Annotated in this window: 22 protein-coding genes; 8 read left to right on the plus strand and 14 right to left on the minus strand. The window is 36.5% G+C overall.

Annotation, left to right across the window (positions count from 1 at the left end; translation table 11 throughout):
* Entirely contained in the window at window positions 1-474 is a 474-nt protein-coding gene (locus tag KKI44_RS00410) for a 23S rRNA (pseudouridine(1915)-N(3))-methyltransferase RlmH (RefSeq protein WP_108411135.1), read from the minus strand.
* Between the two features lie 395 nt (window positions 475-869).
* Between KKI44_RS00410 and KKI44_RS00415 the strand changes: the two genes are divergently transcribed.
* Window positions 870-1,889: a YihY/virulence factor BrkB family protein gene (locus tag KKI44_RS00415; protein WP_214589334.1), complete on the plus strand. Its 1,020-nt coding sequence runs from the start codon at window positions 870-872 to the stop codon at window positions 1,887-1,889.
* Here KKI44_RS00415 and nhaA read toward each other — a convergent pair.
* From nhaA to KKI44_RS00480, 13 genes are all read right to left on the minus strand, one after another.
* On the minus strand, window positions 1,886-3,067 hold the full coding sequence (gene nhaA, locus KKI44_RS00420; RefSeq protein ID WP_214589335.1) for a Na+/H+ antiporter NhaA: 1,182 nt from the start codon (window positions 3,065-3,067) through the stop codon (window positions 1,886-1,888). The two genes, KKI44_RS00415 and nhaA, sit on opposite strands and share 4 nt — an antisense overlap.
* Window positions 3,068-3,069: 2 nt before the next feature.
* Window positions 3,070-5,280 carry a RelA/SpoT family protein gene (locus tag KKI44_RS00425; RefSeq protein WP_214589336.1) on the minus strand — a complete coding sequence of 737 codons (2,211 nt, stop codon included), beginning with the start codon at window positions 5,278-5,280 and terminating at the stop codon, window positions 3,070-3,072.
* Between the two features lie 112 nt (window positions 5,281-5,392).
* Complete coding sequence (locus tag KKI44_RS00430) at window positions 5,393-5,758, minus strand: hypothetical protein (protein ID WP_214589337.1); 366 nt, start codon at window positions 5,756-5,758, stop codon at window positions 5,393-5,395.
* 212 nt (window positions 5,759-5,970) lie between these two features.
* On the minus strand, window positions 5,971-7,881 hold the full coding sequence (gene acs / locus KKI44_RS00435) for an acetate--CoA ligase (RefSeq protein ID WP_214589338.1): 1,911 nt from the start codon (window positions 7,879-7,881) through the stop codon (window positions 5,971-5,973).
* A 181-nt stretch (window positions 7,882-8,062) separates the two neighbouring features.
* Window positions 8,063-9,949, minus strand: a complete 1,887-nt coding sequence (locus tag KKI44_RS00440; protein ID WP_214589339.1) for an AMP-binding protein — start codon at window positions 9,947-9,949, stop codon at window positions 8,063-8,065.
* A gap of 108 nt (window positions 9,950-10,057) precedes the next feature.
* The gene (locus KKI44_RS00445; protein ID WP_214589340.1) at window positions 10,058-10,417 is read right to left on the minus strand and encodes a response regulator transcription factor; all 360 of its coding nucleotides are present in this window, start codon (window positions 10,415-10,417) and stop codon (window positions 10,058-10,060) included.
* Window positions 10,418-10,556: 139 nt separating this feature from the next.
* Window positions 10,557-10,994 carry an IS200/IS605 family transposase gene (gene tnpA / locus KKI44_RS00450; RefSeq protein WP_214589341.1) on the minus strand — a complete coding sequence of 146 codons (438 nt, stop codon included), beginning with the start codon at window positions 10,992-10,994 and terminating at the stop codon, window positions 10,557-10,559.
* A gap of 33 nt (window positions 10,995-11,027) precedes the next feature.
* Window positions 11,028-13,736: an ATP-binding protein gene (locus tag KKI44_RS00455; protein WP_214591062.1), complete on the minus strand. Its 2,709-nt coding sequence runs from the start codon at window positions 13,734-13,736 to the stop codon at window positions 11,028-11,030.
* Window positions 13,729-13,923 (minus strand): hypothetical protein, encoded by a 195-nt coding sequence (locus KKI44_RS00460; protein ID WP_214589342.1) that lies wholly within the window; start codon window positions 13,921-13,923, stop codon window positions 13,729-13,731. Before KKI44_RS00460 ends, KKI44_RS00455 begins: the two co-directional genes overlap by 8 nt.
* Window positions 13,924-14,001: 78 nt before the next feature.
* Window positions 14,002-14,241: a DUF6814 family protein gene (locus KKI44_RS00465; protein WP_214589343.1), complete on the minus strand. Its 240-nt coding sequence runs from the start codon at window positions 14,239-14,241 to the stop codon at window positions 14,002-14,004.
* A gap of 43 nt (window positions 14,242-14,284) precedes the next feature.
* Window positions 14,285-15,865, minus strand: coding sequence for an MFS transporter (locus tag KKI44_RS00470; protein ID WP_214589344.1), 1,581 nt, complete (start codon window positions 15,863-15,865; stop codon window positions 14,285-14,287).
* Between the two features lie 237 nt (window positions 15,866-16,102).
* Window positions 16,103-17,482, minus strand: a complete 1,380-nt coding sequence (locus KKI44_RS00475; protein ID WP_214589345.1) for a porin — start codon at window positions 17,480-17,482, stop codon at window positions 16,103-16,105.
* 191 nt (window positions 17,483-17,673) lie between these two features.
* A complete protein-coding gene (locus KKI44_RS00480; protein WP_050379900.1) occupies window positions 17,674-18,090 on the minus strand; it encodes a terminase gpP N-terminus-related DNA-binding protein in 417 nt (138 codons plus the stop codon).
* A gap of 160 nt (window positions 18,091-18,250) precedes the next feature.
* Between KKI44_RS00480 and KKI44_RS00485 the strand changes: the two genes are divergently transcribed.
* From KKI44_RS00485 to KKI44_RS00515, 7 genes are all read left to right on the plus strand, one after another.
* Window positions 18,251-18,847 carry a GNAT family N-acetyltransferase gene (locus tag KKI44_RS00485; RefSeq protein WP_185205749.1) on the plus strand — a complete coding sequence of 199 codons (597 nt, stop codon included), beginning with the start codon at window positions 18,251-18,253 and terminating at the stop codon, window positions 18,845-18,847.
* Window positions 18,819-20,006, plus strand: a complete 1,188-nt coding sequence (gene argG / locus KKI44_RS00490) for an argininosuccinate synthase (RefSeq protein WP_214589346.1) — start codon at window positions 18,819-18,821, stop codon at window positions 20,004-20,006. Before KKI44_RS00485 ends, argG begins: the two co-directional genes overlap by 29 nt.
* Window positions 20,007-20,258: 252 nt before the next feature.
* Window positions 20,259-21,224, plus strand: a complete 966-nt coding sequence (gene argC, locus KKI44_RS00495; RefSeq protein ID WP_214589347.1) for an N-acetyl-gamma-glutamyl-phosphate reductase — start codon at window positions 20,259-20,261, stop codon at window positions 21,222-21,224.
* Between the two features lie 307 nt (window positions 21,225-21,531).
* Entirely contained in the window at window positions 21,532-22,671 is a 1,140-nt protein-coding gene (locus tag KKI44_RS00500) for an aspartate aminotransferase family protein (RefSeq protein WP_214589348.1), read from the plus strand.
* 283 nt (window positions 22,672-22,954) lie between these two features.
* On the plus strand, window positions 22,955-23,926 hold the full coding sequence (locus tag KKI44_RS00505) for an acetylornithine carbamoyltransferase (protein WP_214589349.1): 972 nt from the start codon (window positions 22,955-22,957) through the stop codon (window positions 23,924-23,926).
* Window positions 23,927-23,981: 55 nt separating this feature from the next.
* Complete coding sequence (gene argB / locus KKI44_RS00510; protein WP_214589350.1) at window positions 23,982-24,776, plus strand: acetylglutamate kinase; 795 nt, start codon at window positions 23,982-23,984, stop codon at window positions 24,774-24,776.
* Window positions 24,751-25,833, plus strand: a complete 1,083-nt coding sequence (locus tag KKI44_RS00515; RefSeq protein ID WP_214589351.1) for a M20 family metallo-hydrolase — start codon at window positions 24,751-24,753, stop codon at window positions 25,831-25,833. The genes argB and KKI44_RS00515 overlap by 26 nt, the downstream gene beginning before the upstream one ends.
* Window positions 25,834-25,977: the final 144 nt, after the last annotated feature.

The following is a 25,977-nucleotide window of genomic DNA, read 5'->3' on the forward strand; positions in this document are numbered from 1 at the left end:
TTAATCATTATGATAAGGTTTTCCCTGTAAAATCTGGTCTGCACGATACAGTTGTTCCACAATGAATAATCGGATCATCTGGTGCGTAAAAGTCATTTTGGATAATGACATTTTTTCATTCGCTCTGCTGTAGATTTCTTCTGAAAAACCATAAGCTCCGCCAATCAGGATATGAATTTTTTTCACGGAAGAATTCATCCAGTTGTCAATTTTCTGGGCAAATTCTCTGCTGGTAAACTGTTTCCCTTTTTCATCAAGAATAATTACAGAATCTGTTCTGTCGATATGGTTCATAAAAAGTTTAGCTTCCTCCTTTTTAAGAAGATCTGGAGAAAGATTTCTTGCGTTTTTTACGTCGGGAATTTCAATGATTTCAAAATTCCAGTGTTTGGGAAGACGTTTCAGATAGTAATTGATTAAAGAAGAAATTTCCTTATCGTCAGTTTTGCCGATGCAAAGCAAATTAATCTGCATTTTTTATTTTAAGTTTAGACAGCAAAGATATTCATAATTAACTAACCTCAGTTCGGGATAAGAAATAAATTTAAATAATTGATTTATAGTGTTGTATTGTTTTATCGCAAAGAAAAACAAAAGATTTTTTTACTTATTGAAAGTTTGTAAGCTAAACAAAGACACTTCGTTTATTTAAAAAACACAAAAATGGTATTACTTTGATAAGTTTTACGCCTTTGTATATCTTAAAAGCTGAATTTTTAATAATTAAATCTCCTCGTTTAACATTGCGTTTAAAAAGACTTATCCCGAATTCAGGTGATTAATCTCTTATCTGAAAAATTGGCATCAGATTTTCAAGTTTAAAAAAATCATTATTTTTGTATGGCACCTTTATGATGAAGTAAATAAATATGGGCATAAAACTTCCTAAATTCATCTTGAAAATTCAAGAATTTTTCGACGATATACATATTCCTTTTTTGGGAATATCGCTTTGGCAGATGTTTCAGATCTATATCAGCGGTATTTTTAAAGATAAAATCGGACGTAAAGCTGCAGCAATTTCGTGGAGTTTTACCATCAGTCTTTTTCCGTTTATTCTGTTCCTGCTTTCGGTTTTGCCGTATATGCCTCATTATGATAAGCTTCAGTTTTATATTTTCGAAGTGTTGCTGCATAATGTTTTCCCGTCCAATATAGAAGGTGATGTCCGAAATTATATAGAAACCAGTATTGTTCCCAATATGAAGGGAATCAGTAATTTAACTATTGTTTTTGCTTTGATTTTTGCAACGAATGGAACCTTTTCACTCATCAACGGATTTAATGAAAATACAGATGAAAAAATGTCGGACGTAAAAGAATTTATCCTGTCTTTTTTCATCACCATCGGGTTTATTACGATTGTATTTCTAGCCCTTTTCGGAGTCTACTATTCAGAATTTGTTCTTAAACTGTTTACGCCGGTTCAGGATATTTCATGGCTGGTGGATAATCTTTCCAAAATCATCGGATTTGTATCATTCCCTATCTTTTATTTTATCTTACTGGCTTTATTTTACTGGCTGGGAACGGTAAGAATTGCCAGATTCAGACAGGCAGTTCCGGGAGCTATTTTAACAACGGTTTTATTTGTACTCACTACTTACGGTTTCGCTCTTTATGTTAAAAATATTGCGCGATACAACGTTCTCTACGGCTCTATTGGAAGTATGATTCTTTTAATGGTTTGGGTAAATGTAAATGTTTATCTCTTACTTTTCGGAAATGAACTCAATATGGCAATAAGAAAAGTGAGAATCGAAAAACTGCTTTCCGACGAGCTGAAGAAAGAAACAAAAGGCTATCATGCAAAAAATTCTGAGCCGGATTTGGAAGGCGATGAAAATCATAAGTGGAAATTGACCGATAAAAAAGACAAAGAAAATTAGTTTTCTCCGTCTTCAATAATATCATTTTTAGAGCTGATTTTCAGAATTAAAAAACCTGAAACGGCAGCAATAAAGGAAGCAATTAAAATAGCAAATTTAGCCTCATCCTGAATCGGAATTTCATCCTTGAAGGATAAGAGTGCGATAAAAATAGACATAGTAAAACCAATTCCTGCAAGCAATCCTACGCCTATCATGTGCATCCATGTACTGTTTTGAGGAAGTGAACTTAGTTTCAGCTTTATAGCAATCAGAGAAAAAAGATTGATCCCGACTAATTTTCCTGCAACTAATCCGATGATGATTCCTAAACCTAAAGTGTTTGTAAGACCTCCCATCATTTCATTGTTGAATGTAATGTTGGTATTTGTTAAAGCAAAAACAGGCATAATGATAAAACTTACCGGGAAATGAAGCTGATGCTCCAGTTTTTCTAAAGGAGAAATCTCAACATTGGAAACATTGGTAGGAATGGTAAATGCCAGTAAAACTCCTGCAATGGTAGCGTGAATTCCTGAATGATGAAGAAAATACCATAAAAATAATCCCGGAATCAAATAGAAGATAATTCGGGTAACTTTCAGGAAATTCAATAAAAATAATAAAGCGGTAATTCCTAAAGACAGGAGTAAATAGATCCAGTGAATCTGCTCTGTATAAAATACTGCAATGACCAGAATTGCTCCCAAATCGTCTACGATAGCTAAAGCGGCAAGGAAAATTTTAATCGAGTTTGGAATTCCCTTTCCCAACATGGAAATAATAGCCAATGAAAAAGCAATATCTGTTGCCATCGGAATTCCCCATCCGTTTCCGTATGAGGTTCCGAAATTGAAAAAGCTGTAAATAGCTGCCGGAACCAGCATTCCGCCGATTGCTGCAAATATGGGCAGAGAAGCATTCTTAAATGAAGAAAGTTCGCCTTCTACCATTTCTCTTTTGATTTCCAACCCCACCAAAAGGAAGAAAATAGCCATTAAACCGTCATTAATCCAGATACTAACAGGATATTTTAAATGAAAAATTTCTGTTCCTGCTTCTCTGTCCAGAAAGTGCTGAAAGCTTTCCGCAAAAGAGGAATTGGCAATAAGTAAGGAAACTAAAACACAGAAAATCAGGATAATTCCTGAAGCCTGACTGCTTTCGAAAAATTTTTTAAAATATACCGTTAAATTCATATCTAAGATTGTAGTCGTCTCACTCTGGAAACGCCGTTAATATCATTCAGTTTGGTGAAGGTCTGCTCAAGCTGGCTTTTATTTTTTACCTCAAGAATGATCGTTCCCGTAAAAATTCCGTCATTGGATTCGATGGACATACTTTTCATATCCATTCCCATCGCTCCACTGATGACGGTGGTAATATCATTAATCATTCCCATTCTGTCGAGTCCTTCAATTTCTATTTTCACTCTGTTCTTAAAGCTTTCCGCATTCACCCATTTTGCAGGAATTACCCTGTAATCGTATTGCGCACGAAGGTTGATCGCGTTCGGACAATTGTCGCTGTGTACTTTGATCCCGTCTGAAATCGTGATAAATCCGAAAATTTTGTCTCCCGGAATTACCGTACAGCATTTTGCATAGCTGTAGTTCAGTTTTTCTTCATCTTTTCCAAAGACAATCATGTCAAGATTCTGTTCTTTCGGCTCTACAAAAGTTGTATTTTTCGCAGGTGATTTTCTGAATCTTGAAAGCAGGTTGTTGAATACGTTTTTACTTTCAATGTATTTCCTTAAACTGCTTGCATCCAGATCGTTGGATTGAAATTTAAGAAAAAGCTCCTGAGAAGTTTTAAGGTTAAAGAACTTCTGAAGTTTGTTTACTTCTTCATCGTTAAAGTTAATTTTGGCATGACGCAGTTTTCGCTGCAAAATTTCTTTTCCTTCTTCTACCAACTGATTTTTTTGTGAGTTTAAGTAACTCTTTATCTTTGATTTGGCTTTTGAAGTAACAACGAATTCCAGCCAGTCGGATTTGGGTTTCTGGTTTTGGGAAGATAAAATATCAATCTGATCCCCATTTTGCAAAACATATGAAATCGGAACCAGCTTTCCGTTTATTTTTGCGCCTAAACATTTCATTCCCAGATCGGAGTGAACGGAAAATGCAAAATCCAGAGCGGTTGCATTGGTCGGCAAAATTTTAATCTCACCTTTTGGCGTAAATACAAAGACTTCCTTTGAATATAAATTCAGCTTAATATTATCCAAAAGTTCAGATGTAGAAAGGTTTTGCTGCTGTTCCAGAACTTCCCGGATTTCAGTTACCCAGTTTTCAAAATTCCGGTCTTCAGAGCTTTGTTTATAGCCTTCTTTGTATTTGTAATGCGCTGCAACTCCTTTTTCCGCAATTTCATCCATCCTTTCGGAACGGATCTGTACTTCAATCCACTTTTTATCGGGACCAAGAACCGTTAAATGCAAACTTTCGTATCCTGTGGAACGCGGCTGCGTGATCCAGTCCCGCATTCTGGATGGATTACTGTGATAAACATCCGTTACAATGGAGTAAATTTTCCAAGCCAGGAATTTTTCGTTTTTGGCATCCGATTTATAAATGATTCTGATGGCGTAATTGTCGAAAACTTCTTCAAAAGAAACTCCCTGTTTCAGCATTTTCCTGTAAATTGAAGAAATGGCTTTTGCGCGTCCTTTAATTTTGAAATTTAATCCCTCTTCATTTAATTTTTCAGAAACTTCTTTTTTAAATTCCTCAATATATTTTTCGCGGCTTTCTTTGGCGAGTTCCAATTTCTCGGTGATCTCTTTGTAAACATCCGGATTGTTATATTTTAAAGATAAATCTTCAAGTTCAGATTTGATGTTGTATAATCCGAGACGGTGCGCCATCGGAGCGTAAATGTAAACGGTTTCGGAAGCAATTTTCTTCTGCTTGTCCGGAGCCATGCTTTCCAGAGTACGCATATTGTGAAGACGGTCTGCAATCTTAATAAGAATCACCCTGAAATCTTCAGACAGTGTCAACAGAAGCTTTCTGTAATTCTCAGACTGCACCGAAATATTCTGATGATTCATGATGGAAATTTTAGTTAGTCCATTCACGATATTGGCAATTTTCTCCCCAAAAATTTTCTTCAGATCTTCGTAGGTATAGTCGGAATCTTCAATTACATCATGCAGTAAGGCGCAGGCAATGGAAGTGGCTCCCAAACCGATTTCCGTTGCTACAATTTTGGCAACAGCAATAGGATGGTAAATGTAGGGTTCACCAGATTTTCTTCGCTGATCTTTGTGCGCATCGAGCGCTATATCGAATGCCTTACGGATGAGCTTGTTATTTTCCTCATCCAAAGTTCTGTATGTATTCGAAATCAGATCCTTATACCTTGCAAGGATCTCCTTGTTTTCCTGTTCTAAGTCGTAACTCATTTGTGTAAAAGCCTATATTTACACGAAAATACGAATTTTTTTGCAGTTTTCAGCATTAAAAATCCGCAGAACGCTCTGCGGATCGGTGGTTATTAATTTTTATCTTTAATGGTTAAAATTTTACTTCAGAATCTATTCCGGCGGTAGAGATTTTAATCTTTACATCGGGACTGTTGTGGATTTCTGCTTTGTTTCTGGCATCAATAAATCTCTTGATGTTCATGTAATTTGCCTGTTCAATTTCCATATTTTCAAAAAGATAGGTCTTTAAAACATCATTCTCACTGAAAATACCGGAAGCACTATCGGTCTGATGCTCATCTTTCACGACAACACTTACCAGATATTGGGAGTGTAATTCATCATCATGAAGATATACAATGTATTCTGAATCTTTGAAACCTGAGTTTTCAAGGTCTGCTTCTATTTTTTTATAATCGCTGTGATGTCCAAATAATCCAGCTAATATATTTGACATAAGCATTGGTTTTAATGAGTATATAAAGTTAGCTATTATAGGTGAAATATTTTAGTGAAAATTCAAATAAATTATTATTTTAATGTAAAATCTATAAAATTTGTATGTTTCTTTGAAACTGTCTATTGAATCAATATTTAGTAAGTATGTCAGAGTGCAAATAAGAAAAAGCGGACTAAAAGCCCGCTCCCTGATACATCAGTTTATATAATTTAGTTAATCCTTTCGTTTTTGATCTCTTCCACAATTTCAGGATTTAAAAGGGTAGTGATGTCTCCGAAGTTGCTGAAATCTCCTTCCGCAATTTTTCTGAGGATTCTACGCATAATTTTTCCGGAACGCGTTTTCGGAAGTCCCGAAACAAACTGGATTTTATCAAGCTTGGCAATCGGACCGATCTGGTCTGAAATTAACTGATTAATTTCTTTTTTAAGATTGTCCTTATCTCTGCTTTCTCCGGATTCTTTCAGGATCACGAAACCGTACAAAGCATTTCCTTTGATGTCGTGAGGATACCCTACGATTGCAGATTCCGCTACAGCTGGATGTTCGTTGATGCTGTCTTCAATTGGGGCAGTTCCTAAATTGTGTCCGGAAACAATAATCACATCATCTACACGGCCTGTAATTCTGTAATAGCCAACCTCATCACGCAAAGCACCGTCTCCTGTGAAATATTTCCCCGGAAAAGCGGTAAAATAGGTTTCCTTGTATCTTTGATGGTCTCCCCAGATCGTTCTGGCAATTCCCGGCCATGGAAAACGGATGCACAGATTTCCTGTTACCTGATTTCCGGTAATTTCGTTGCGTTTATCATCCATCAGAACAGGCTGAATTCCCGGTAAAGGAAGTGTTGCGTACGTTGGTTTTGTAGGGGTAACGAAAGGAAGAGGAGAGATCATAATTCCTCCGGTTTCTGTCTGCCACCAAGTATCTACAATAGGACATTTCTTGTTACCTACATGATCGTTGAACCAATGCCAAGCTTCATCGTTAATAGGTTCTCCAACAGAACCGATCACTTTTAACGAGCTTAAATCGTGTTTGTCTACCCATTCTGAACTTTCTTTAGCCAGAGAACGGATCGCAGTAGGAGCCGTATAAAACTGTGTAATTTTGTGTTTTTCAATCACTTCCCAGAATCTGTCAGGTTCAGGATAAGTAGGAACCCCTTCGAAAATGACAGTGGTTGCACCGTTTAAAAGCGGACCATAAAGGATGTAGGAATGTCCTGTAATCCAGCCAATATCGGCAGTACACCAATAAATATCATTTTCTTTATAATTGAATACATTTTTAAAAGTATACGCAGTATACACCATGTATCCGGCGCAGGTGTGAAGCATTCCTTTAGGTTTTCCCGTAGAACCGGAAGTATAAAGAATGAACAGCGGATCTTCCGCATCCATAATTACGGTAACGAAATCCGGAGAGGCATTTTCATAAAGATCTTCCATCCAAAAATCCCTGTGCTCCTTCATTTTCACTTCATTGTTGGTTCTTTTTACCACCAAAACTTTTTCTACACTTGGCGTTTTTTCCAGTGCTTCGTCTACAATGCTTTTAAGATCCAGAACTTTGTTTCCTCTGTAGCTTCCGTCTGAGGTGATGACCATTTTTGCGCCGCAGTCATTTACTCTTGAAGAAACGGCTGAAGCCGAAAATCCTGCAAAAATAACGGAATGAACGGCTCCCAGTTTTGCACAAGCCAGCATTGTGATTGCCAATTCCGGAATCATAGGAAGATAAATGCAGACTCTGTCGCCCTTTTCGATGCCCATTTCACGAAGAACATTGGCGGTTTTGTTGACTCTTTTGTAGAGTTCGTTGTAAGAAATATGCTGTGCTTCTTCTTTCGGATCGTTGGGTTCCCAAATGATTGCCGTTTTATCGCCTCTTACCGCTAAATGTCTGTCGATGCAATTCTTGGTAATATTTAATTTAGCATTTTTAAACCACGAAATTTTTGCTTCATTCATATCGTATTTTACGACCTTGCTCCATCTTTGATACCACACGAAATTTTCATCTGCAATTTTGTCCCAGAATTTTTTAGGATTTTTGATAGATTTTTTATACTCTTCAAAATATTGCGGTAGGTTTTCTATCTGATAGTTTCTCATATCCTTTCTTTTTTGAAATTTTATTATTTAAATTTTTAGTCTCTTTTAAAGTCTGTTTAAATTTTTATTTAAAGTTGATTTTTATTCTTTTGAGCGCTTTAATTATTATAGAAATTCACTTTAATACTGTCTTTTGCGACTTTTGTGGTTAATCCTGAAATAGTTTAAACAATTTTATATTTTATCTTCTGTAATCTCCAATTTTCTCCTGAATCTCTTCAATGATTTTTTCGTCATCAATCGTTGAAGGAATCTGGAATTCTTTTCCGTCCAGTAGAGTTCGGATCAGCTTTCTTAAAATTTTTCCTGAACGGGTTTTAGGTAAGCGTTTTACAACCATCACATTTTTAAGACAGGCAACGGCGCCTATTTTTTCACGGACTGTTTTTACGATATCCTTTTCTACCTGATCTTCGGAAACAGCGGATCCGTTTTTTAAAACAACCGTTGCAAAAGGAATCTGTCCTTTCAGTTCATCATCAATTCCTACAACAGCGCATTCTGCAACATCGGGATGAGAAGAAACAATTTCTTCCATTTCGGAAGTGGAAAGGCGGTGTCCTGCAACATTAATTACATCATCCACTCTTCCTGTGATGAAAATATAGCCGTCCTCATCTTTTATGGCTCCGTCTCCGGAAAAATAATAGCCTTTGTACTGCGAGAGATAGCTTTTCTCAAAACGGTCATAATCTTTCCATATTCCCAGTAAAGCTCCGGGAGGAAGCGGTAATTTTATAACTAAATAACCTTCATGATGCGCATCCAGTTCATAACCGTTTTCATCGAAAATTTTAATATCATAGCCGGGAATTGGTTTTCCTGCGGAAGCTCTTTTGATTTTGTAGTCTTCATTAAAAGTCATTAAACCAAGCATTGGCGAACCTGATTCTGTCTGCCACCAGTGATCGATTGCCGGAACGCCGATATGTTCTGCAAACCAGTCTAAAGTGGCAACATCACATCTTTCTCCTGCTAAAAACTGCTTTTTGAAGTGGCTTAAATCGTAATTTTTCACCAATTCTCCGTTCGGATCTTCTTTTTTGATGGCTCTGATTGCGGTAGGAGCAGTAAACATGGCTGCTACTTTATATTCGGAAATAATTCTCCAGAATGTTCCGGCATCGGGCGTCATAATAGGTTTACCTTCAAAAATAATCGTCGAATTTCTGTTGATTAAAGGACCGTAGACGGTATAACTGTGACCAACTGCCCATCCGAAATCGGAAGCTGCCCAAAAAGTTTCTCCCGGCTCGATTCCATAAATATATTTCATCGAAAACTTCAACGCAGTTGCATAGCCTCCTGTATCTCTTGCAACGCCTTTTGGCTTTCCTGTCGTTCCGGAAGTATACAGCAAATAGAGTGGATGAGTGGATTGCACCGAAACACAGTCCGCAGGTTCTGAATCCTGTATCAATTCTTCGTAATCAATTAATCCATCAAACATTTCATGTTGATTATCAACCAGTTTTCTGTTGTACACAATGATGTGATCTACCTTATCTTGTGCCAGTTCGATCGCTTTTTCTACCAAAGGCAGATAAGGGATTCTTTTTGCAATTTCAACTCCAGCGGTTGCCGTAATTAATGCTTTTGGTTTGCAGTCGTCAATTCTCACTACGAGTTCATGTGGTGCAAAACCGCCGAAAACCACATTATGAATGACTCCGATTCTCGCGCACGCAAGCATGGAAAACAAAGTCTGCGGAATCATCGGCATATAAATGACAGCAGTATCGCCTTTTTTTAGACCTAAAGAAATTAATCCTCCTGCCAATCTCGAAATTTCTTCTTTGGCTTGATTGAAGGTGTAGGTTTGCTTTTGGTTCGTTACCGGAGAATCGTAAATAACCGCAACCTGATCTCCAAAACCATCTTCAATATGTTTATCAATGCATAAATAGCACATATTGAGTTTTCCGTCCGGAAACCACTGATTGTATTGGTTTTCGTCATTAGAAGTGATAGTTTTCGGGAATTCAAACCAACTTATTTCCTGAGCCTGTTCTTTCCAGAAGTTCTCCTTGTCTTCTATACTTTGCTTAAATAAAATATCTGTACTCATATTAGTTTTTGTGTTTTTGTCATTGCGAGGAGCGTAGTGACGAAGCAATCTTTTAATATTTTGTTGAGATTGCTTCACTTCGTTCGCAATGACGGTTTGTAAAATGTATTAAAACATTTCCTCAATCTGCTGCATGAGTTTTTTGATTGAATAAGGCTTTGTAACGTAAGCATTGGCTCCCATTTCCAGACCTTTTTCAATGTCTTTCGGATTGTTTTTGGCACTCAGAAAAATTACTTTTGTATCTTTCAGTTTTTCATCCTGTTTTATTAGTTCCAGGGTACTGTATCCATCGAGATTCGGCATCATAATATCCAATAAAATGACATCGGGCGTCATTGTTTTCAGAAATTCCAGAACTTCTGTTCCATCTCTTGCAATAAATACATCGTATCCGTTTTTCTTGAAGCTGTATTCCAGCGACATTAATATTTTGTGCTCGTCATCGGCAATGATTATCTTCTTCATATTGTGATTGTCTTTTTGTTCAACTGCATTATTTTTTTTGTTTCTTTTGGGGAACCCGAAGGGTTCAATTTAAATAGCCGTAGGTGAAACCTATGGAATAAAGATTCGCATCAAATCAACCCGTAAGGGTTGAATTTTATTAATTGAATTCCGGCTCGATTCCATGTTCTGCTAAAAGCTTTTTAAATTCGTCATCAAAAGTCTCTGTTCTATGGTGATGTTTTTGATTTTTTATATAATTTATTATTGTTTCTTTATCCTTTAATGAATAGGTAAATGCTCCATATCCTTCCTGCCACCCTGAGAATTCAGGAAATAATCCCGATTCTTTCATCCATAAATTGGATGCAACTTTTATATCTTTTACAAGGTTGCTGAGAGTGATATTCGGATGAACGTCACAAAAAATATGAATGTGATCTGGCATTCCGTTAATTCTATATAATTTACACTTTTTATTTTTTAAAATTCCCCAAATATATTTGTATAGCTCTGATTCATTTTCTTCATTAATTGTTTGTTCCCGATGTTTGGTTCCGAAAACAATATGATAAAATATTTGTCGATATGTTCCCATTTTCTCATTTGTGTTTATTTATTTCCATAGGTTTTACCTACGGCTATTTAAATTGAACCCTTCGGGTTCTCCTTCTTGTTCTTTTGGCAGAGCAATCGTAAAAGTCACGCCCAATCCGCTGTTTTCTGCTTTTATGGTTCCGCCCTGAGCTTCTGTGATTTTTTTTGAAATGGCAAGTCCTAGTCCGCTTCCCGTTGGTTTCAAAATGTTTTGATTTTTCGACTGATAAAATTTATCGAAAATCATTTCCAGATCCTCTTCGGGAATATGCTTTCCGGTATTGAAGATTTTAATGATTAACCAATCTTCCGTTTCTGATAATTTGGTCTGAATAGTTCCCTGTTCATCCGTAAATTTCAAAGCATTTCCTAAAATATTCTGAAAAAGCTGAATCATTCTTGCTTCATCATATTTAAATACAAACTGATTGAGAAGATTGACCTCACTCAGATGAATATTCTTCTGCTGAATAAGATGCATAAGAGGGTTTACTGCTTTTTTGTACGTTTCAAGAATATTATTTTCCTGAATGTGCAGTACGATTTCGCCATGCTGCAATTTGTCCAGATACAGAATATCGTTGATGATTTCACTCAGCCTGTCGGATTCTGTAATGATGTTGTTTAAAAATTCCTTTTTAATTTCCAGAGGAATATCGTCATCATCAGCTAAAATTTCTCCGGCGGAACGGATGGCGGTAATCGGAGTTCTTAGTTCATGGGCAACAGAATCCAGAAAATCATCTTTCTGACGGTCTTTAATGATGAGGTTTTCATTGGCATTTCTCAGATCATCGGATAACTTTTGCAGCTCTTCCGATTGTTCGGTAAGCTTTTTATTAAGCGTGATGGTTTCTTTTGATTCTTCAAGAATGTTTAAAACTTCTTTTAATGAGATTTTATCTTCTTTGGTAACGCCTTCAATTAAAATTTTAGCAGAAGCCGTTCCGATTCTACCCGCAAGAAGATTTTCGGAAAATTTAATAAATCTTGAATCGGCGGTTTCCGTCTGCGAATCAATATTGTATTTTAAATTAAAAATTCTTAACGCCTGTTCGGTTTTGTTTTTACCTAAAAATCGTTCCAGAATATTTTTAATGTCCGAAACGTAGGCTGTTCCGCGCCAGATAAAAGCATTTTCGTGGTTTTGAATGTACTTGTCAATGTCTACATACAATTCAGCAAAATTTCTTTCACGGTAATTTCCTTTAGTGCTGACAGAAATAATTGAAAATAAAGCAGTATTCACTAAAAGAGACCAGAAGAAAATCTGTGGAATTCTTCCTAAAAAGGAAATCTTGAAAAAGTCAAAAGCATTGTAAAGCTCTCTTAAAACACCTTTAAATTCTTGATTGTAAGAGAAGTAATATTGTGGAATAATCAATCCGAAATAACAGATTGCCAATCCTGCCAATAAACCGATAACAGCACCTTTGTAACTTCCTCTACGCCAGAAAATAGCTCCGAAAAAAGCAGGTGCCAATTGAGCAATGACAACGAAAGAAATTAATCCGACAGAATCCAGCGAAGTTTTTAAAATAAAATATTTGTAAAAACCAAAAGCCATGATAATCAGTGCGAAAATACTGAATTTCCTGATGTTGGTGATATTTCTTGTATTCTGAATTTCGTTTTCAGATTTAAATTTTCCTAATAATCCGTAAGGAATAATCAGGTTATTGGAAAGCATGATGGATAAGGTGATCGCGGAAATAATAATCATCGAAATGCATGAGCTCAGACCTCCCAGAAAAACCAAAACTGTAATTAAAGTATTGTCAAAATATTGCGGAATCAGGATAGAGTAGAATTCCGGATTGACGTTCTGTCCATTAAAAATCAGTCTTCCTCCCCATGCAATAGGAAAAATGAAGATCGTGAAAATCAATAAATAAAGCGGAAAAAACCAGATGGCTGTTTTGATGTGTTTTTCCTGTCGGTTTTCTACGATCGCGGTATGAAACTGTCTTGGAAGAATACAGATCGCTGTTCCCGAAATCATGCAGAGCACCATCCAGTTCATCGCACCTTCAATACCGTTGAACGTATTTTTTTCTTTAAAATCCTTAAAAAGACTTGCCTTTTGGTAAATATCCGAGAATCCGTCAAATGCAAAGTAAATAACAAATAATCCTAAAATAATAATAAAGAATAGCTTAAGAAAACTTTCCAGTGCAATAGCGGAAATTATTCCCAAACGTTTTTCGGAAGCATCAACGTAACGTGTTCCGTAATAGGATGAAAATAAAGCAATTAAAACAACAACGAAAGTTGCGTTATCCGTTAAAATGTTTTTAGAAATTGCTGTTTTGGTTACCAGATGAAAAGTTTCAGAAATAGCCTTGATCTGCAAACCGATGTACGGAACAATTGCCAAAAGACAAACCACTGTAATAATCGCGCTGAAACTTCTGCTGTTCCCATATCGCAAAGAAATAAAATCGGCTAAACTGCTGATCTTATTCACTCTGGAAATACGTACAATTCTCGTGTTGATGTAAATCCATGCAGGAATCACCATTATCGGTCCCACATAAATCGGAAGATAATTAAGCCCGCTTGTTGCCGCCACACCAATGCTTCCGTAGTATGTCCATGCGGTACAGTACACAGCAAGGGAAAGCGCGTAGATGTAAGGATTGTTGATCCAGAGCTTGCTCTTTTTTTTCTCCGCCAGATGAGCAACTAAGAATAAAAGTGCCAGATAAAACAAAACTACAGTGAATAAAGCGAAACTACTCATCATACTTTTTTACGATTACAAAAGAAATAATGATGGAAACCATCCAGACAGCGAAAATATAAACCAGAATCATCGGGTAACCGAAAACTTCCCGGTCATTGTTGAAAAGCAGTGAAACCGGAATACTGAAGGCAATCAGAAGTCCGATGCTCAGAATGATCAGTTTTTGTTCGTGTCTTTTTTTCATATATGATAATTAAATGAATGATAATTGATGGTCTGACATTTTTGTATCATGCATCAATTATCATTCATCATCAATAGATTAAACTTTATCGTCAGAATATTCCCCGATTAGCGCATAGTAGCCAAAAATTGCCATTCCGCCGGAAATAATCGGCATCAGTACACAAAGGATAATGATCCCGAAAACCAGATCTTCCTGTTTTCCTGAGGTGATTTTGGGAATTCCCATTACTGTAATTCCGAAATATCCTACAACTAATGCAATGGCGATCCAGAGTATGCCAAATATTTTTTTTATTGTGTTGAGTATTTTGTTCATTTTAGTAGTTTTAAAATTAATAAATTTTTAAGTGATTCCGGGATTAATCGTGAATATTATTGTTCTTATTTTTAAGATAAATTAATCCGACTAAAAGACAGACTCCGGCAACGCCTATCGGATACCAAAGTCCTTCCAGATACCATTCAGGATGTCCTCCGTCTTTTCCTGTGGTTACGAGATAAGTGGCAACAGCAGGAAGCAGTCCTCCGAAAACGCCGTTTCCGATATGATAAGGGAGCGACATCGAAGTGTAGCGGATTCTTACCGGGAACATTTCAACTAAAAATGCCGCAATAGGACCATAAACCATCGTTACAAAAATCACCTGAATGAAAACTAAAAATACAAGATACCATTTTGTGCTGTCGTTGATCTTTATCGACTGAGTTACCTTTGCTTCTTCAGCTTTTCCGTCTTTCATCACAGGTCCGGTCGGAGACCAGTGTACAATACTGTCTTTTTTAGCTAAAGTTCCGTCTGTGAAAAGCGTTTCTTTGTGAAAGGTGATTAAACTGTCCGTTGCAATTTTATCATGAATTTTTGCCGTTCTTTTTTCAACCAAGCCGCTTTCTGCAAAGGTTTTGGATTTTAAATCAACGCTTTTAAACATCCTGTCATAAATCGGTCTGTACGCTAAAATGGCGATCAGCATTCCGGTCATCATGATTGCTTTTCTTCCAACTTTATCAGAAAGCCATCCAAAGAAAACGAAGAACGGAGTTCCCAAAAACAAAGCAGTTGCCATTAAATAATCCACCTGAATCGATTCAATATTCATCACTTTCTGAAGGAAGCTCATCGCATAAAACTGTCCTGTGTACCAGATTACTCCTTGTCCCATCGCTGCTCCGAATAAGGCAAGAAGGACAAATTTGAAGTTCAGTTTATTTCCGAAACTTTCTTTTAATGGATTTTTAGAAGTTTTTCCTTCACTTTTAGCTTTGGCAAAAAGCGGAGATTCTTTCATGTTTTTTCTGATGATGTAAGAAACTCCTACCATTAATATCGAAATCCAGAACGGAACTCTCCATCCCCAACCGTCAAATTCCTCAGTGGAAAGAGTGGTTTTTGTCACCATAATTACAATAAGTGAAATGAAAAGTCCGGCTGTTGCAGTAGTCTGGATCCATGAAGTCCAGTAGCCTCTTCTTCCGGGCTGTGCGTATTCTGCGACATAAGTTGCAGCGCCTCCATATTCACCTCCTAAAGCCAATCCCTGTAATAATCTTAAAATTAATACCAAAACAGGAGCCATAAATCCTATGGTTTCATAACTGGGAATACATCCGATAAGAAATGTAGAAAATCCCATAATCAGTAAAGTAACCAAAAAGGTGTATTTTCTCCCGATAAGATCTCCTAATCTCCCGAAAAATAATGCTCCGAAAGGTCTCACGACAAATCCTGCGGCAAAAGTAGCAAGCGTGGATAAAAATGCTGCGGTAGGATTATCTGCCGGAAAAAATTTAGTAGCCAGTACAACGGCAAGACTTCCGAAAATATAGAAATCATACCATTCGATCAGTGTTCCGAGAGATGATGCTGTAATGACGCTCCAGATCGTACGATTCTTTTGCTTATCAGTCATATTCTCGTAGCTTATTTCATTGTTATCGCTCATATGCTTTAATTTTTGATGTTAGTTTAAATTGATTGGATTTTGATAGTTTTTGTTTTTTATCGCAAGGGTGCAAGGAAAATTTTATATGCTTTATGTTGTAAGGCGCAAAGAATTTATCTTCGATAAAATTTAAAAGGGACTTGCTGAAAATCTTTGATTTTCTTGCGTCTTAAAAACGTTCTGGTTTAAAAAAGCTTTGCGTCTTTGCGATTGTAAAAAAAATAATGATTAATATTTTTATAAATAAATCTGGAACTGTACAATGAATTCCCCTTTTGAAGAAGGACTTTCCGTAGGACTTGTATAAACCGGTCTTGTTGAATACTGCGTGGTAATTTTCGCATGATGACCGTCTATGAACCAGTTTGCGCCCACATCAAACTGTGACGAAGATTTGTCAAACGCTTCAAAATTCTTGTGAGTATACGCCGCGAAAGGCTGGATTCTGATTTTCGGTTTTTCAGCCTGACTTGGCAATAGCAATCCGGCTTGTGCGTAGATAATATTCCCTGTTCCGATGGTTGGCTGCAGATTTCCTACTCCTGCAATGGCTTTGCTTCCCGTAAAATTCGGATCAGAAGCAGCGATATTCATAATTCCTAAATTTCTCACGTAATTCGGACCAAACTGATAGTTGTAATAACCTGCATACGCGGAAACTGCCATTTTATTTTTAGCATTTCCCAAAGGAATATCTGCAAAAGCATCTACTGCAACAAGGGTGATGTCGTGCTTTTCAACAGTGGAATTTATAGAAGTTCGGGTTCCGTCTTTTTGATGGTAAAATCCTGCGCCAAGATTAAAAACTTTTTTGGTTCCCAGATAAGAACCTACTTTGAAAGGCAATACGTTGGATTCTTCATCCAAAAACTGATACTCTACATATCCCGCTTTTGAAAAATTAGGATTTCCGTTATTGTCTACGGCAACCGCTTTAGCCGGATCGGTAACATTTACCTGAGTTAAATCCGTTGCAAAAGGCTTATTTAAGCTGAAACGGTATTCCAGTTTTCCGTATTTACCTTTAGCAAACATTCCCAGTTGCCTTGCAAACTGATCGGAATTATCGATTAATGGCCACGTAAAAATAGGGGAGTCAACCGTAAGGAAGTTTAAAGTTGAAGCCATCGTCATTCGGGAAAGTCCCATGTAATAATGCAGTCCCGCCCCTAAAGACAAGGTAAATTTTCCTGCTTCTCCGGGTAGAAATACAGCGTATTCATTCCATGCATCATGAAAAAAGAGCTGCGGTTTTTTACCGTTTCCATAACCTCCTGTTCCTGAAGTTCCCGAACCGCCTCCATTGATAAATGTCTGATTGTTAATCCCAAAATGCGCTAAGATCATATATCTTTTGGAAATCTGAGCGTACGCCAAAGTACGTAATCTCCTGTTTCCCAGACTCCAAGAATTGTCTGTCGGTTCTCCGCCAACCATACTTCCCGGATTCATTTGCGTGTTCCTCAACCAGAACTGATCCCATAAAATGAACCTGACATATTTATCGCCCTGCTGATTAAGATTAATTTTTAATCCGCTTCCGTAATCCGGCGAACCTTGAGCGTATAAAGAATTGCTGATTAGAGCCAATCCAATAAAAGTGATTAATTTCTTCATAAATTATCAATTTTTGGCGTTGTTTTTTGTGAAAGCCAAATTGTAATTAAAAATTTATTTAAAGAAATTTAATATATATTAATGGTAAGTATATAGATAGATCTTAAAATTCTAAGTTTTGAGTTTAAAATTTATTGTTGTTGAGCTGAATTTTAAATTCTCAATTCATTTATTTTCAATTGATTTTGAAATTATTTTTTAAATCTTTCCCACTTAATGAGCATATATTTGTCTGCAAACTGAGTGATAATTAATCCTGAATTTTTCAGATTTTCTTCTTTACTCATATATTCAATCAGCTCATTTTGTTTTAGGATTTTATATACCGGATGAAACTCAGAATGAGGAGGTCGTGTAATATTGTATTTTTTGATCCATGAACTGATCGTCACATGAGAAACGCCTATAATTCTTTCAATTTCACGAAAACTCAATCCCTCGAGATAGAGCTGTAAAGCTTTGGTTACGTAGTAATCATCTATTTGCTTTCCCAGTTTTTTTACCGTAAAATAATAGTTGCAGTCTTTGCATAGAAAGCGTTGTTTGTTGTTTACAATTCCGCTTTTAACCACTTTGTCTGTGTTGCATTTCGGGCAGCGATTTTCCATAACTATATCTTTTTAGCAAATATATAATAATTTAGCAAAATATTAATTTTGTTTAAAGATAAAATTACCTGTATATTAATTTAATTCAATAAAATTATCTTTTTTATTTGGTTTTAAAAGAAATTATATTTTAAATTTGCCAAAAAATTTAGATAAATAAATGGAAATAGAAATTTCCTCATCCATACATCTGATGTATGTGAGTGAAATACAGCAGGAAATGTACGATTCTGCACAGCGAAGAGGAACGGGGATTGCCAAACGTTCCATAGAATACCTCAGTAAAAAAATTACTGATGGAAATGCTGTAGTCGCCACCGATAAAGGAAAGTGGGTAGGTTTCTGTTATATAGAAACATGGTCTCACGGTCAGTTTGTTGCCAATTCCGGGCTTATTGTCTCTCCCGAATTCAGACATTTGGGAGTGGCAACCTTAATCAAGGACAAAGTATTCGCTTTATCCCGAAAAAAATACCCAAACGCTAAAATTTTCGGATTAACTACCGGTTTAGCAGTAATGAAGATCAACAGCGATTTAGGATATAAACCCGTTATTTATTCTGAACTTACTCAGGATGAAGAATTCTGGAACGGCTGCAAAAGCTGCGTGAATTATGATATTTTAATGAAAAAAGAACGGAAAAACTGTCTTTGCACAGCAATGCTTTTCGTTCCCGATAATACAAAAAACAGCACTGAAAATAATCAGTCTGAAAACAGATACAATAATGAGCAAGAAAGTAGTTTTAGCATTTAGCGGAGGTCTTGATACCTCTTACTGCGCCAAATATCTCAGCGAAACACTGGGATATGATGTGTATGCAGTTACTGTAAACACCGGAGGTTTTTCCAAAGATGAAGAAAAAGAACTGGAGAAAAAAGCCCTGAATCTTGGGGTAAAAGAATACAGGTGCGTTGATGCTCAGGAAGATTATTACAATTCTTGTGTAAAATATCTGATTTTCGGAAATGTTCTGAAAAACAATACCTATCCTCTGTCTGTAAGTGCGGAGCGTACCATTCAGGCGCAGGAAATTGCAAAATATGCGATTGAAATCGGAGCGGATGCAATTGCGCACGGAAGTACGGGAGCGGGTAACGATCAGGTTCGTTTTGATCTCATTTTTCAGGTAATGTGTCCGAATGTAGAGATCATTACGCCCATTCGTGATATGGCTCTTTCCCGTGAAGAAGAAATTGAATTCTTAAAAAGTCACGGTTACGAAATGGAATTTCAGAAAGCACAATATTCTGTCAATAAAGGACTTTGGGGAACTTCAGTTGGCGGTAAGGAAACGCTGACTTCACGAAATTATCTTCCTGAAGAAGCTTTTCCGTCACAAATTAAAGAAAATCAACCCTCTGAACTGGAATTTGAATTTAAAAATGGTGAAATTATCTCTGTAAATGGAGCGAATTTCGAACATCCGGTTTACGCCATTCAGAAAATTGAAGAATTGGCTTCGGCTTACGGAATCGGTCGTGATATTCACGTAGGAGATACCATTGTCGGAATCAAAGGAAGGGTAGGTTTCGAGGCAGCAGCGGCTTCTGTGATTATCAAAGCACATCATTTATTAGAAAAACATACGCTTTCAAAATATCAGCAGATGATGAAGTCCCAATTATCCGACTGGTACGGAAACTGGCTTCACGAAGCACTTTTCTTAGATCCTGTGATGAGAAATATCGAGTCTTTCCTTGTTGATTCTCAAAAAACAGTCAGCGGAAAAGTATTTGTAACTCTTCATCCTTACCGATTTATTTTGAATGGAATTGAATCTGAAAACGATTTGATGTCGGACAAATTCGGAAGCTACGGAGAAGCAAACAGGGCATGGACAGGCGAAGATGTAAAAGGTTACACAAAGATTGTAAGCAATTCTTTAAATATATATCATCAGATTAATAAATAAAATTGGACTGCTTTATCCGCCTGTAGTTTATCCTGAGCTTGTCGAAGGGTCTCAATCTTTTATTCGTCGCTCCTCCTCACAAAAGGATTTCCGTTCAGGTCGGGCTGCAAGAGAGTCAAAGACCAATGAACCCGAAGGGTTCAATACGAATAGCCGTAGGTAAAACCTATGGATTAAAAGATCAATACAAACAAAGAACCCGAAGGGTTCAATATAAATAACCTTAGGTGAAAACCTATGGAAAATAATAAAATGAAAAAGAAAATTGGAATCATCGGAGCCAACGGTTACACAGGAAGCGAACTGGTTCGTCTGTTGGTTTTTCATCCCAATGTGTCATTGAGTTTTTTATATAGCCGTTCAAATTCGGGAACAAAAATTTCAGACTTGTACTCGGATTTAACGACGGTTTGTGAAATGATTTTAACGGATCAGTCTGAAGAAGTCGATATTCTCTTTCTATGCCTTCCTCACAAAGAAAGTCAGAATTGGCTGATTCAGAATCCCATAAAAGATGAAACATTGGTGATTGATTTAGGGAACGATTTTCGCCTCGATGGAAACTTTGGAAACAGAAATTTTATCTACGGATTGCCCGAAATCAATAAAAAACAACTTTCCGGAGCCAGAAGCATTGCCAATCCGGGATGTTTTGCAACAGCAATTCAACTCGCTCTGCTTCCTTTAGCTCAAAAAGGGTTGTTGAATGAAGTGTATACAACAGGAATCACAGGTTCAACAGGTGCAGGTCAGTCTTTACAGGCAACCACGCATTTTACATGGAGGAACGATAATGTTTCGGCTTATAAAACTTTAACACACCAACATGTGGATGAGATTTTACAACAATTAGTTTCTTTTAATACCAATGAAATCAGTCTGAATTTTGTTCCATGGAGAGGAGACTTTGCGAGAGGAATTTTTACAAGTTCTACAATAAAGACAGATTTAGAACTTTCACAGATCTATCAGTTGTTTGAAGATTTTTATGCAGAGGAACCTTTTGTACAGGTAAGCGGAAAAGCAATTGATTTAAAGCAAGTTGTCAATACCAATCGCTGTGTGATACAGATTGAAAAATGTGGGAATGTTGCGGTCATTCACTCAGCGATTGACAATTTGTTAAAAGGTGCTTCCGGGCAGGCAGTTCAAAACATGAATATCGCCATGGGCTGGGAAGAAAATTTAGGATTAAACTTGAAAGCGACAGCGTTTTAAACGTGAATAGTCAATAGGTCAATCGTGAATTTTTACAACTCAATCAAAACCGACTTAGGAAAATGTAGCGTTAAGAAAAATAGTTTTGTGAACGTTAAGAAAATTCTACTGTTTGAAGCGCGAAACAAATACAGAACCGAAGAGCAAATGCTGATTTCGCGCAAGTTTTAGAATTTTTAGAGAACAAAAATATTTTTTAGCGGAAGTTTCCAAGTCTTGAACTTTTGTTTCTTTTGTTTCAAGACAAAAGAAAAATATAATAAAGATGAATTATTCATCAAACATCAATTATCATTTATAAATAGACATGAATTTATTCAACGTATATCCATTATTCAACATCAATCCCGTAAAAGCACAGGGATCATTTCTTTGGGATGATAAAGGAGAAAAATATCTTGATTTTTACGGAGGTCATGCGGTGATTTCTATCGGGCATAACCATCCGCATTATAAAACTCAGTTAAAGAATCAATTAGATAAAATATCTTTCTATTCAAACTCGGTTCAGAATGAATTGCAGACTGAACTGGCTGAAAAATTGGGAAAACTTTCAGGTTTAGAAGATTATAATTTGTTTCTGTGTAATTCAGGAGCAGAAGCGAACGAAAATGCTTTAAAACTGGCTTCGTTTCATAATGGAAAAAATAAGGTACTGTATTTTTCAGGTTCATTTCATGGAAGAACTTCGGCAGCAGTTTCGGTCACGGACAATCCTAAAATTGTAGCTCCTGTGAATTATGATGAAAGATTCATTAAATCTGAATGGAATAATATCGAACAGCTTGAAGAAGTTTTTGAAAAACAGGGAAATAAAATTTCATCCGTCATCATTGAAGGAATTCAGGGAGTGGGTGGAATTATGATTCCAACAGTTGAATTTTTAACTAAAATCAAAGAATTATGCGAAAAATACAATGTTGTTTTGATTTTAGATGAAGTTCAGTCGGGATACGGAAGAAGTGGTTATTTCTTTGCCCATCAGGAATTTGAGATTGAAGCCGATATCATCACCACCGCAAAAGGAATGGGAAATGGCTTCCCGATTGGCGGCGTTTTAATTCATCCGAAGTTTCAGGCAAGTAATGGTTTATTGGGGACGACTTTTGGCGGAAATCACTTGGCTTGTGTTGCGGCAATTGCTGTTTTAGATGTCATGAAAGATGAAAATCTTATCGAAAATGCTCAGAAAATGGGCGAATATATTGAAAATGAAATTAAAGATTTTCCACACATAAAAACCATCCGAAGGAAAGGCTTGATGATTGGTATTGAACTCGACAGAGACTGCTCGGAAGTGAGGAACAGCCTGTTGTACCATCATCATATTTTCACAGGAAACTCTAATGATAAAGCGGTCTTAAGGATTCTTCCGGCGCTTAATATTAAAAAAGAAGAAACGGATCTATTCATTAATGCTTTGAAAGAAGTTTTAGAAAATATTTAGAATTTGAAAATTATGCGGAATGTCATTCTGACGAAGGAAGAATCTATTAATTATCAAAAAGAGATTCTTCACTACACTTTGTTTCGTTCAGAATGACAAACACAACTATCATTAGCTGATTAGAACGCCCTTGCGAACGAAAATATTTTCAAGTTAAATAAAAAAAACTTCGCGACCACAGCGTTAAAAACTCAATCAAGTAGGTAAGATAAAAAATCTTTAAAATTTATTTAAAAATGAAATGGATATTCCATTTGTCCATTGAAAAAATAAAAATTACCAAATGAAAAAATTCACCTCTGTAAGCGATGTTGAAAACTTACAGCAAATCATAAAAAAAGCTCTACAAATTAAAGAAAATCCTCTTTCAGAACCCGAAAAAGGAAAAGGAAAAACAATAGGACTTGTCTTTTTAAATTCAAGTTTGAGAACCCGTTTAAGCAGTCAGATTGCGGCTCAGAATTTAGGCTTAAATATTTTAACCTTAAACGCTGCTCAGGAAGCATGGAACCTAGAATTTGCGGATGGTGCAGTGATGAACGGAGATACAGTAGAACATATCAAAGATGCTATTGAAGTATTAAATCAATATTGCGATATTATCGCCGTTCGTTGTTTTGCAGGAATGAAAAGTAAGGAAGATGATGTAAACGAAAGCATTTTAAGCCAGTTTGAGCAACATGCAAAAGTTCCGGTTATTTCTCTTGAATCTGCGACACGTCATCCTTTGCAAAGTCTGGCAGATTGCATCACCATTACCGAAAACTTGCACTTCGACAAGCTCAGTGTAAATCGTAAACCGAAAGTGGTTTTAACCTGGGCGCCTCACATTAAACCGATTGCTCATGCGGTGGGAAATTCCTTTGCAGAATGGATGCAGGAAATGGATGTAGATTTTGTCATTGCCAATCCGGAAGGGTATGATTTAGATAAAAATTTTACAAAAAATGTGAAAGTTATTCATAATCAGGAAGAAGCATTAAAAGATGCCAATTTTATCTATGTTAAAAACTGGTCGTCTTTTGATGATTATGCTAAAATGCATGAAGTAAAAGAAAATTGGATGCTGACGAACGAAAAACTGAAAAATACCAATCATGCAAAAGTAATGCATTGCCTTCCGGTTCGTCGAAATGTGGAACTGAGCGATGAGGTGATGGATGGTGAAAATTCAATCATTTATCAGCAGGCAAAAAACCGGATTTTCTCTGCACAGGCTGTTTTTTCTGAAATTTTAGATGAATTGAATTCTTAATAAAACAAACCTCATAGGTTTCAAAAACCTATGAGGTTTCCAAAAAAGATTTGTAATGAAAGAAAAGTTATACATCATAAAAATTGGCGGAGCATTAATTGATGACGAGGAGTTGTTAGAACAATTTTTAGAGCAATTTGCAGAAATTCAGGAAAAGAAAATCCTGATACATGGAGGAGGAAAACTGGCAACAACTTTAGCCGATAAACTCGGAATTGAGCAAAAACTTGTAAACGGAAGGAGAATAACCGATAAAGAGACGTTGGACATTGTCGCAATGGTTTATGCAGGAGGAATCAATAAAAACATTGTCGCAAAACTTCAGCAGAAAAAGTGTAAAGCCATTGGTTTTTCGGGAGCGGATGCGAACTTAATTAAAGCCAAAAAAAGAGAACACGCTGAAATAGATTTCGGATTTGTGGGAGATATCACCGAAAAAAGCGTGAACAGAAAATTAATTTCAAAATTGCTGAAACTGGAACTTGTTCCTGTATTTTCGGCAATTACCCATGATAAAAAAGGGCATCTTTTCAATACCAATGCAGATACGATCGCTTCGGTAATTGCACAGGCTTTATCCGTAAAATATGATGTGGAGTTGTTATACTGTTTTGATAAAGAAGGTGTTCTGGAAGATGTAAACAATCCGGAATCGGTTATTAAAAATATCTCCGAAGAAGAATTTTCAATCTTAAAAGAAGATGGAAAACTTCACAAAGGAATTCTTCCAAAGTTAGAAAACGCTTTGGGAGCAGTAAAAAATAATGTCAATAAGGTATTCTTAATTAAAGAAACCGAACTGAAAAACCATATAGAAAACCATCATGCAGGAACTGAAATCTGTTTATAGCAAAGAAGAATTGCGGGATAATGCCATTGAATTTTTAAAAAAGCTGATTGAAATTCCGTCCTTCAGCAAGGATGAATTTAACACGTCGGTGGAAATTGAAAATTTTTTCAAAAAACATCAGATTCCGACAAAACGTTTTAAAAATAATATTTGGGCGGTAAATAAAAATTTTGATGTTTTCAAGCCATCTATTTTGCTGAATACGCATCACGATACCGTAAAACCTAACAAAGCTTATACTTTGGATCCATTTGTTCCGATTGAAAAAGACGGAAAATTATTCGGATTGGGAAGTAATGATGCGGGAGCTTCATTGGTTTCGATGGCGCAGGTTTTTTTACATTTTTATGAAAAAGAAAATTTACAATATAACTTAATTATAGCCTTAACGGCAGAGGAGGAGATTTCAGGTTTTGATGGTATTGAAGCGCTTTTCCCCCAATTACCGAACATTGAACTCGCCATTGTAGGAGAACCCACGCAGATGAATCTGGCGATTGCAGAAAAAGGACTTTTGGTAATTGACGGTGAAATGAAAGGCACTCCTTCTCACGCCGCTCATCCGAACAATGATAATTCGATTGTAAAATGTATGGAAGATTTGCAGCGTATTTTAAATTTCAAATTTCCAAAAGTTTCGGATTATTTGGGTGAAGTTAAAATTACTTTGTCAGGAATCCACGCGGGAGTTCAGCATAATGTTGTTCCGGAATCCTGTACTTTCACTTTAGATGTAAGAGTTACGGATGAATATTCTAATAAAGAAGCATTTGAAATCATACAGTCTCAGATGAAATCCACTTTAACCGCAAGATCGTTCAGATTAAATTCTTCTAAAATTGAAATGGATCATCCTTTTGTAAAAGCAGGTTTGGAAATTGGGAGGACAACGTACGGTTCCCCAACATCATCTGATCAGGCAATCATTCCGTGTACCTCCGTAAAGCTCGGTCCCGGCGACAGTACCCGTTCTCACACCGTGGATGAATACATTTACATAAAGGAAATAGAAGAAGGGATTGAGATTTATATTCAAATTTTAGAGAAAGTTTTATAGGCTGGAAGTAGGAAGAGGGATGATGGAAGTTTATGAAGCATAAAAATATCGACCTAGGAAAATGGAGCGTTAAGAAAAATAATTTTATGAACGTTAAGAAAATCCCACTGTTTGAGTGCGACGGGAATATCAAATCGAAGAACA

The sequence above is a fragment of the Chryseobacterium sp. ZHDP1 genome (assembly GCF_018603435.1).
In the GTDB taxonomy this organism is placed as follows: domain Bacteria; phylum Bacteroidota; class Bacteroidia; order Flavobacteriales; family Weeksellaceae; genus Chryseobacterium; species Chryseobacterium indicum.

Bases quoted from the DNA above. Each gene is read 5' to 3' on its own strand.
- argG (WP_214589346.1), top strand. From the start codon at position 18,819: ATGAGCAAGAAAGTAGTTTTAGCATTTAGCGGAGGTCTTGATACCTCT.
- KKI44_RS00410 (WP_108411135.1), bottom strand. From the start codon at position 474: ATGCAGATTAATTTGCTTTGCATCGGCAAAACTGACGATAAGGAAATT.
- tnpA (WP_214589341.1), bottom strand. From the start codon at position 10,994: ATGGGAACATATCGACAAATATTTTATCATATTGTTTTCGGAACCAAA.
- KKI44_RS00475 (WP_214589345.1), bottom strand. From the start codon at position 17,482: ATGAAGAAATTAATCACTTTTATTGGATTGGCTCTAATCAGCAATTCT.
- acs (WP_214589338.1), bottom strand. From the start codon at position 7,881: ATGAGAAACTATCAGATAGAAAACCTACCGCAATATTTTGAAGAGTAT.
- KKI44_RS00415 (WP_214589334.1), top strand. From the start codon at position 870: ATGGGCATAAAACTTCCTAAATTCATCTTGAAAATTCAAGAATTTTTC.
- KKI44_RS00485 (WP_185205749.1), top strand. From the start codon at position 18,251: ATGGAAATAGAAATTTCCTCATCCATACATCTGATGTATGTGAGTGAA.
- KKI44_RS00445 (WP_214589340.1), bottom strand. From the start codon at position 10,417: ATGAAGAAGATAATCATTGCCGATGACGAGCACAAAATATTAATGTCG.
- KKI44_RS00505 (WP_214589349.1), top strand. From the start codon at position 22,955: ATGAAAAAATTCACCTCTGTAAGCGATGTTGAAAACTTACAGCAAATC.
- KKI44_RS00500 (WP_214589348.1), top strand. From the start codon at position 21,532: ATGAATTTATTCAACGTATATCCATTATTCAACATCAATCCCGTAAAA.
- KKI44_RS00425 (WP_214589336.1), bottom strand. From the start codon at position 5,280: ATGAGTTACGACTTAGAACAGGAAAACAAGGAGATCCTTGCAAGGTAT.
- argB (WP_214589350.1), top strand. From the start codon at position 23,982: ATGAAAGAAAAGTTATACATCATAAAAATTGGCGGAGCATTAATTGAT.
- KKI44_RS00515 (WP_214589351.1), top strand. From the start codon at position 24,751: ATGCAGGAACTGAAATCTGTTTATAGCAAAGAAGAATTGCGGGATAAT.
- argC (WP_214589347.1), top strand. From the start codon at position 20,259: ATGAAAAAGAAAATTGGAATCATCGGAGCCAACGGTTACACAGGAAGC.
- KKI44_RS00455 (WP_214591062.1), bottom strand. From the start codon at position 13,736: ATGAGTAGTTTCGCTTTATTCACTGTAGTTTTGTTTTATCTGGCACTT.
- KKI44_RS00470 (WP_214589344.1), bottom strand. From the start codon at position 15,865: ATGAGCGATAACAATGAAATAAGCTACGAGAATATGACTGATAAGCAA.
- KKI44_RS00460 (WP_214589342.1), bottom strand. From the start codon at position 13,923: ATGAAAAAAAGACACGAACAAAAACTGATCATTCTGAGCATCGGACTT.
- KKI44_RS00440 (WP_214589339.1), bottom strand. From the start codon at position 9,949: ATGAGTACAGATATTTTATTTAAGCAAAGTATAGAAGACAAGGAGAAC.
- KKI44_RS00465 (WP_214589343.1), bottom strand. From the start codon at position 14,241: ATGAACAAAATACTCAACACAATAAAAAAAATATTTGGCATACTCTGG.
- nhaA (WP_214589335.1), bottom strand. From the start codon at position 3,067: ATGAATTTAACGGTATATTTTAAAAAATTTTTCGAAAGCAGTCAGGCT.
- KKI44_RS00480 (WP_050379900.1), bottom strand. From the start codon at position 18,090: ATGGAAAATCGCTGCCCGAAATGCAACACAGACAAAGTGGTTAAAAGC.
- KKI44_RS00430 (WP_214589337.1), bottom strand. From the start codon at position 5,758: ATGTCAAATATATTAGCTGGATTATTTGGACATCACAGCGATTATAAA.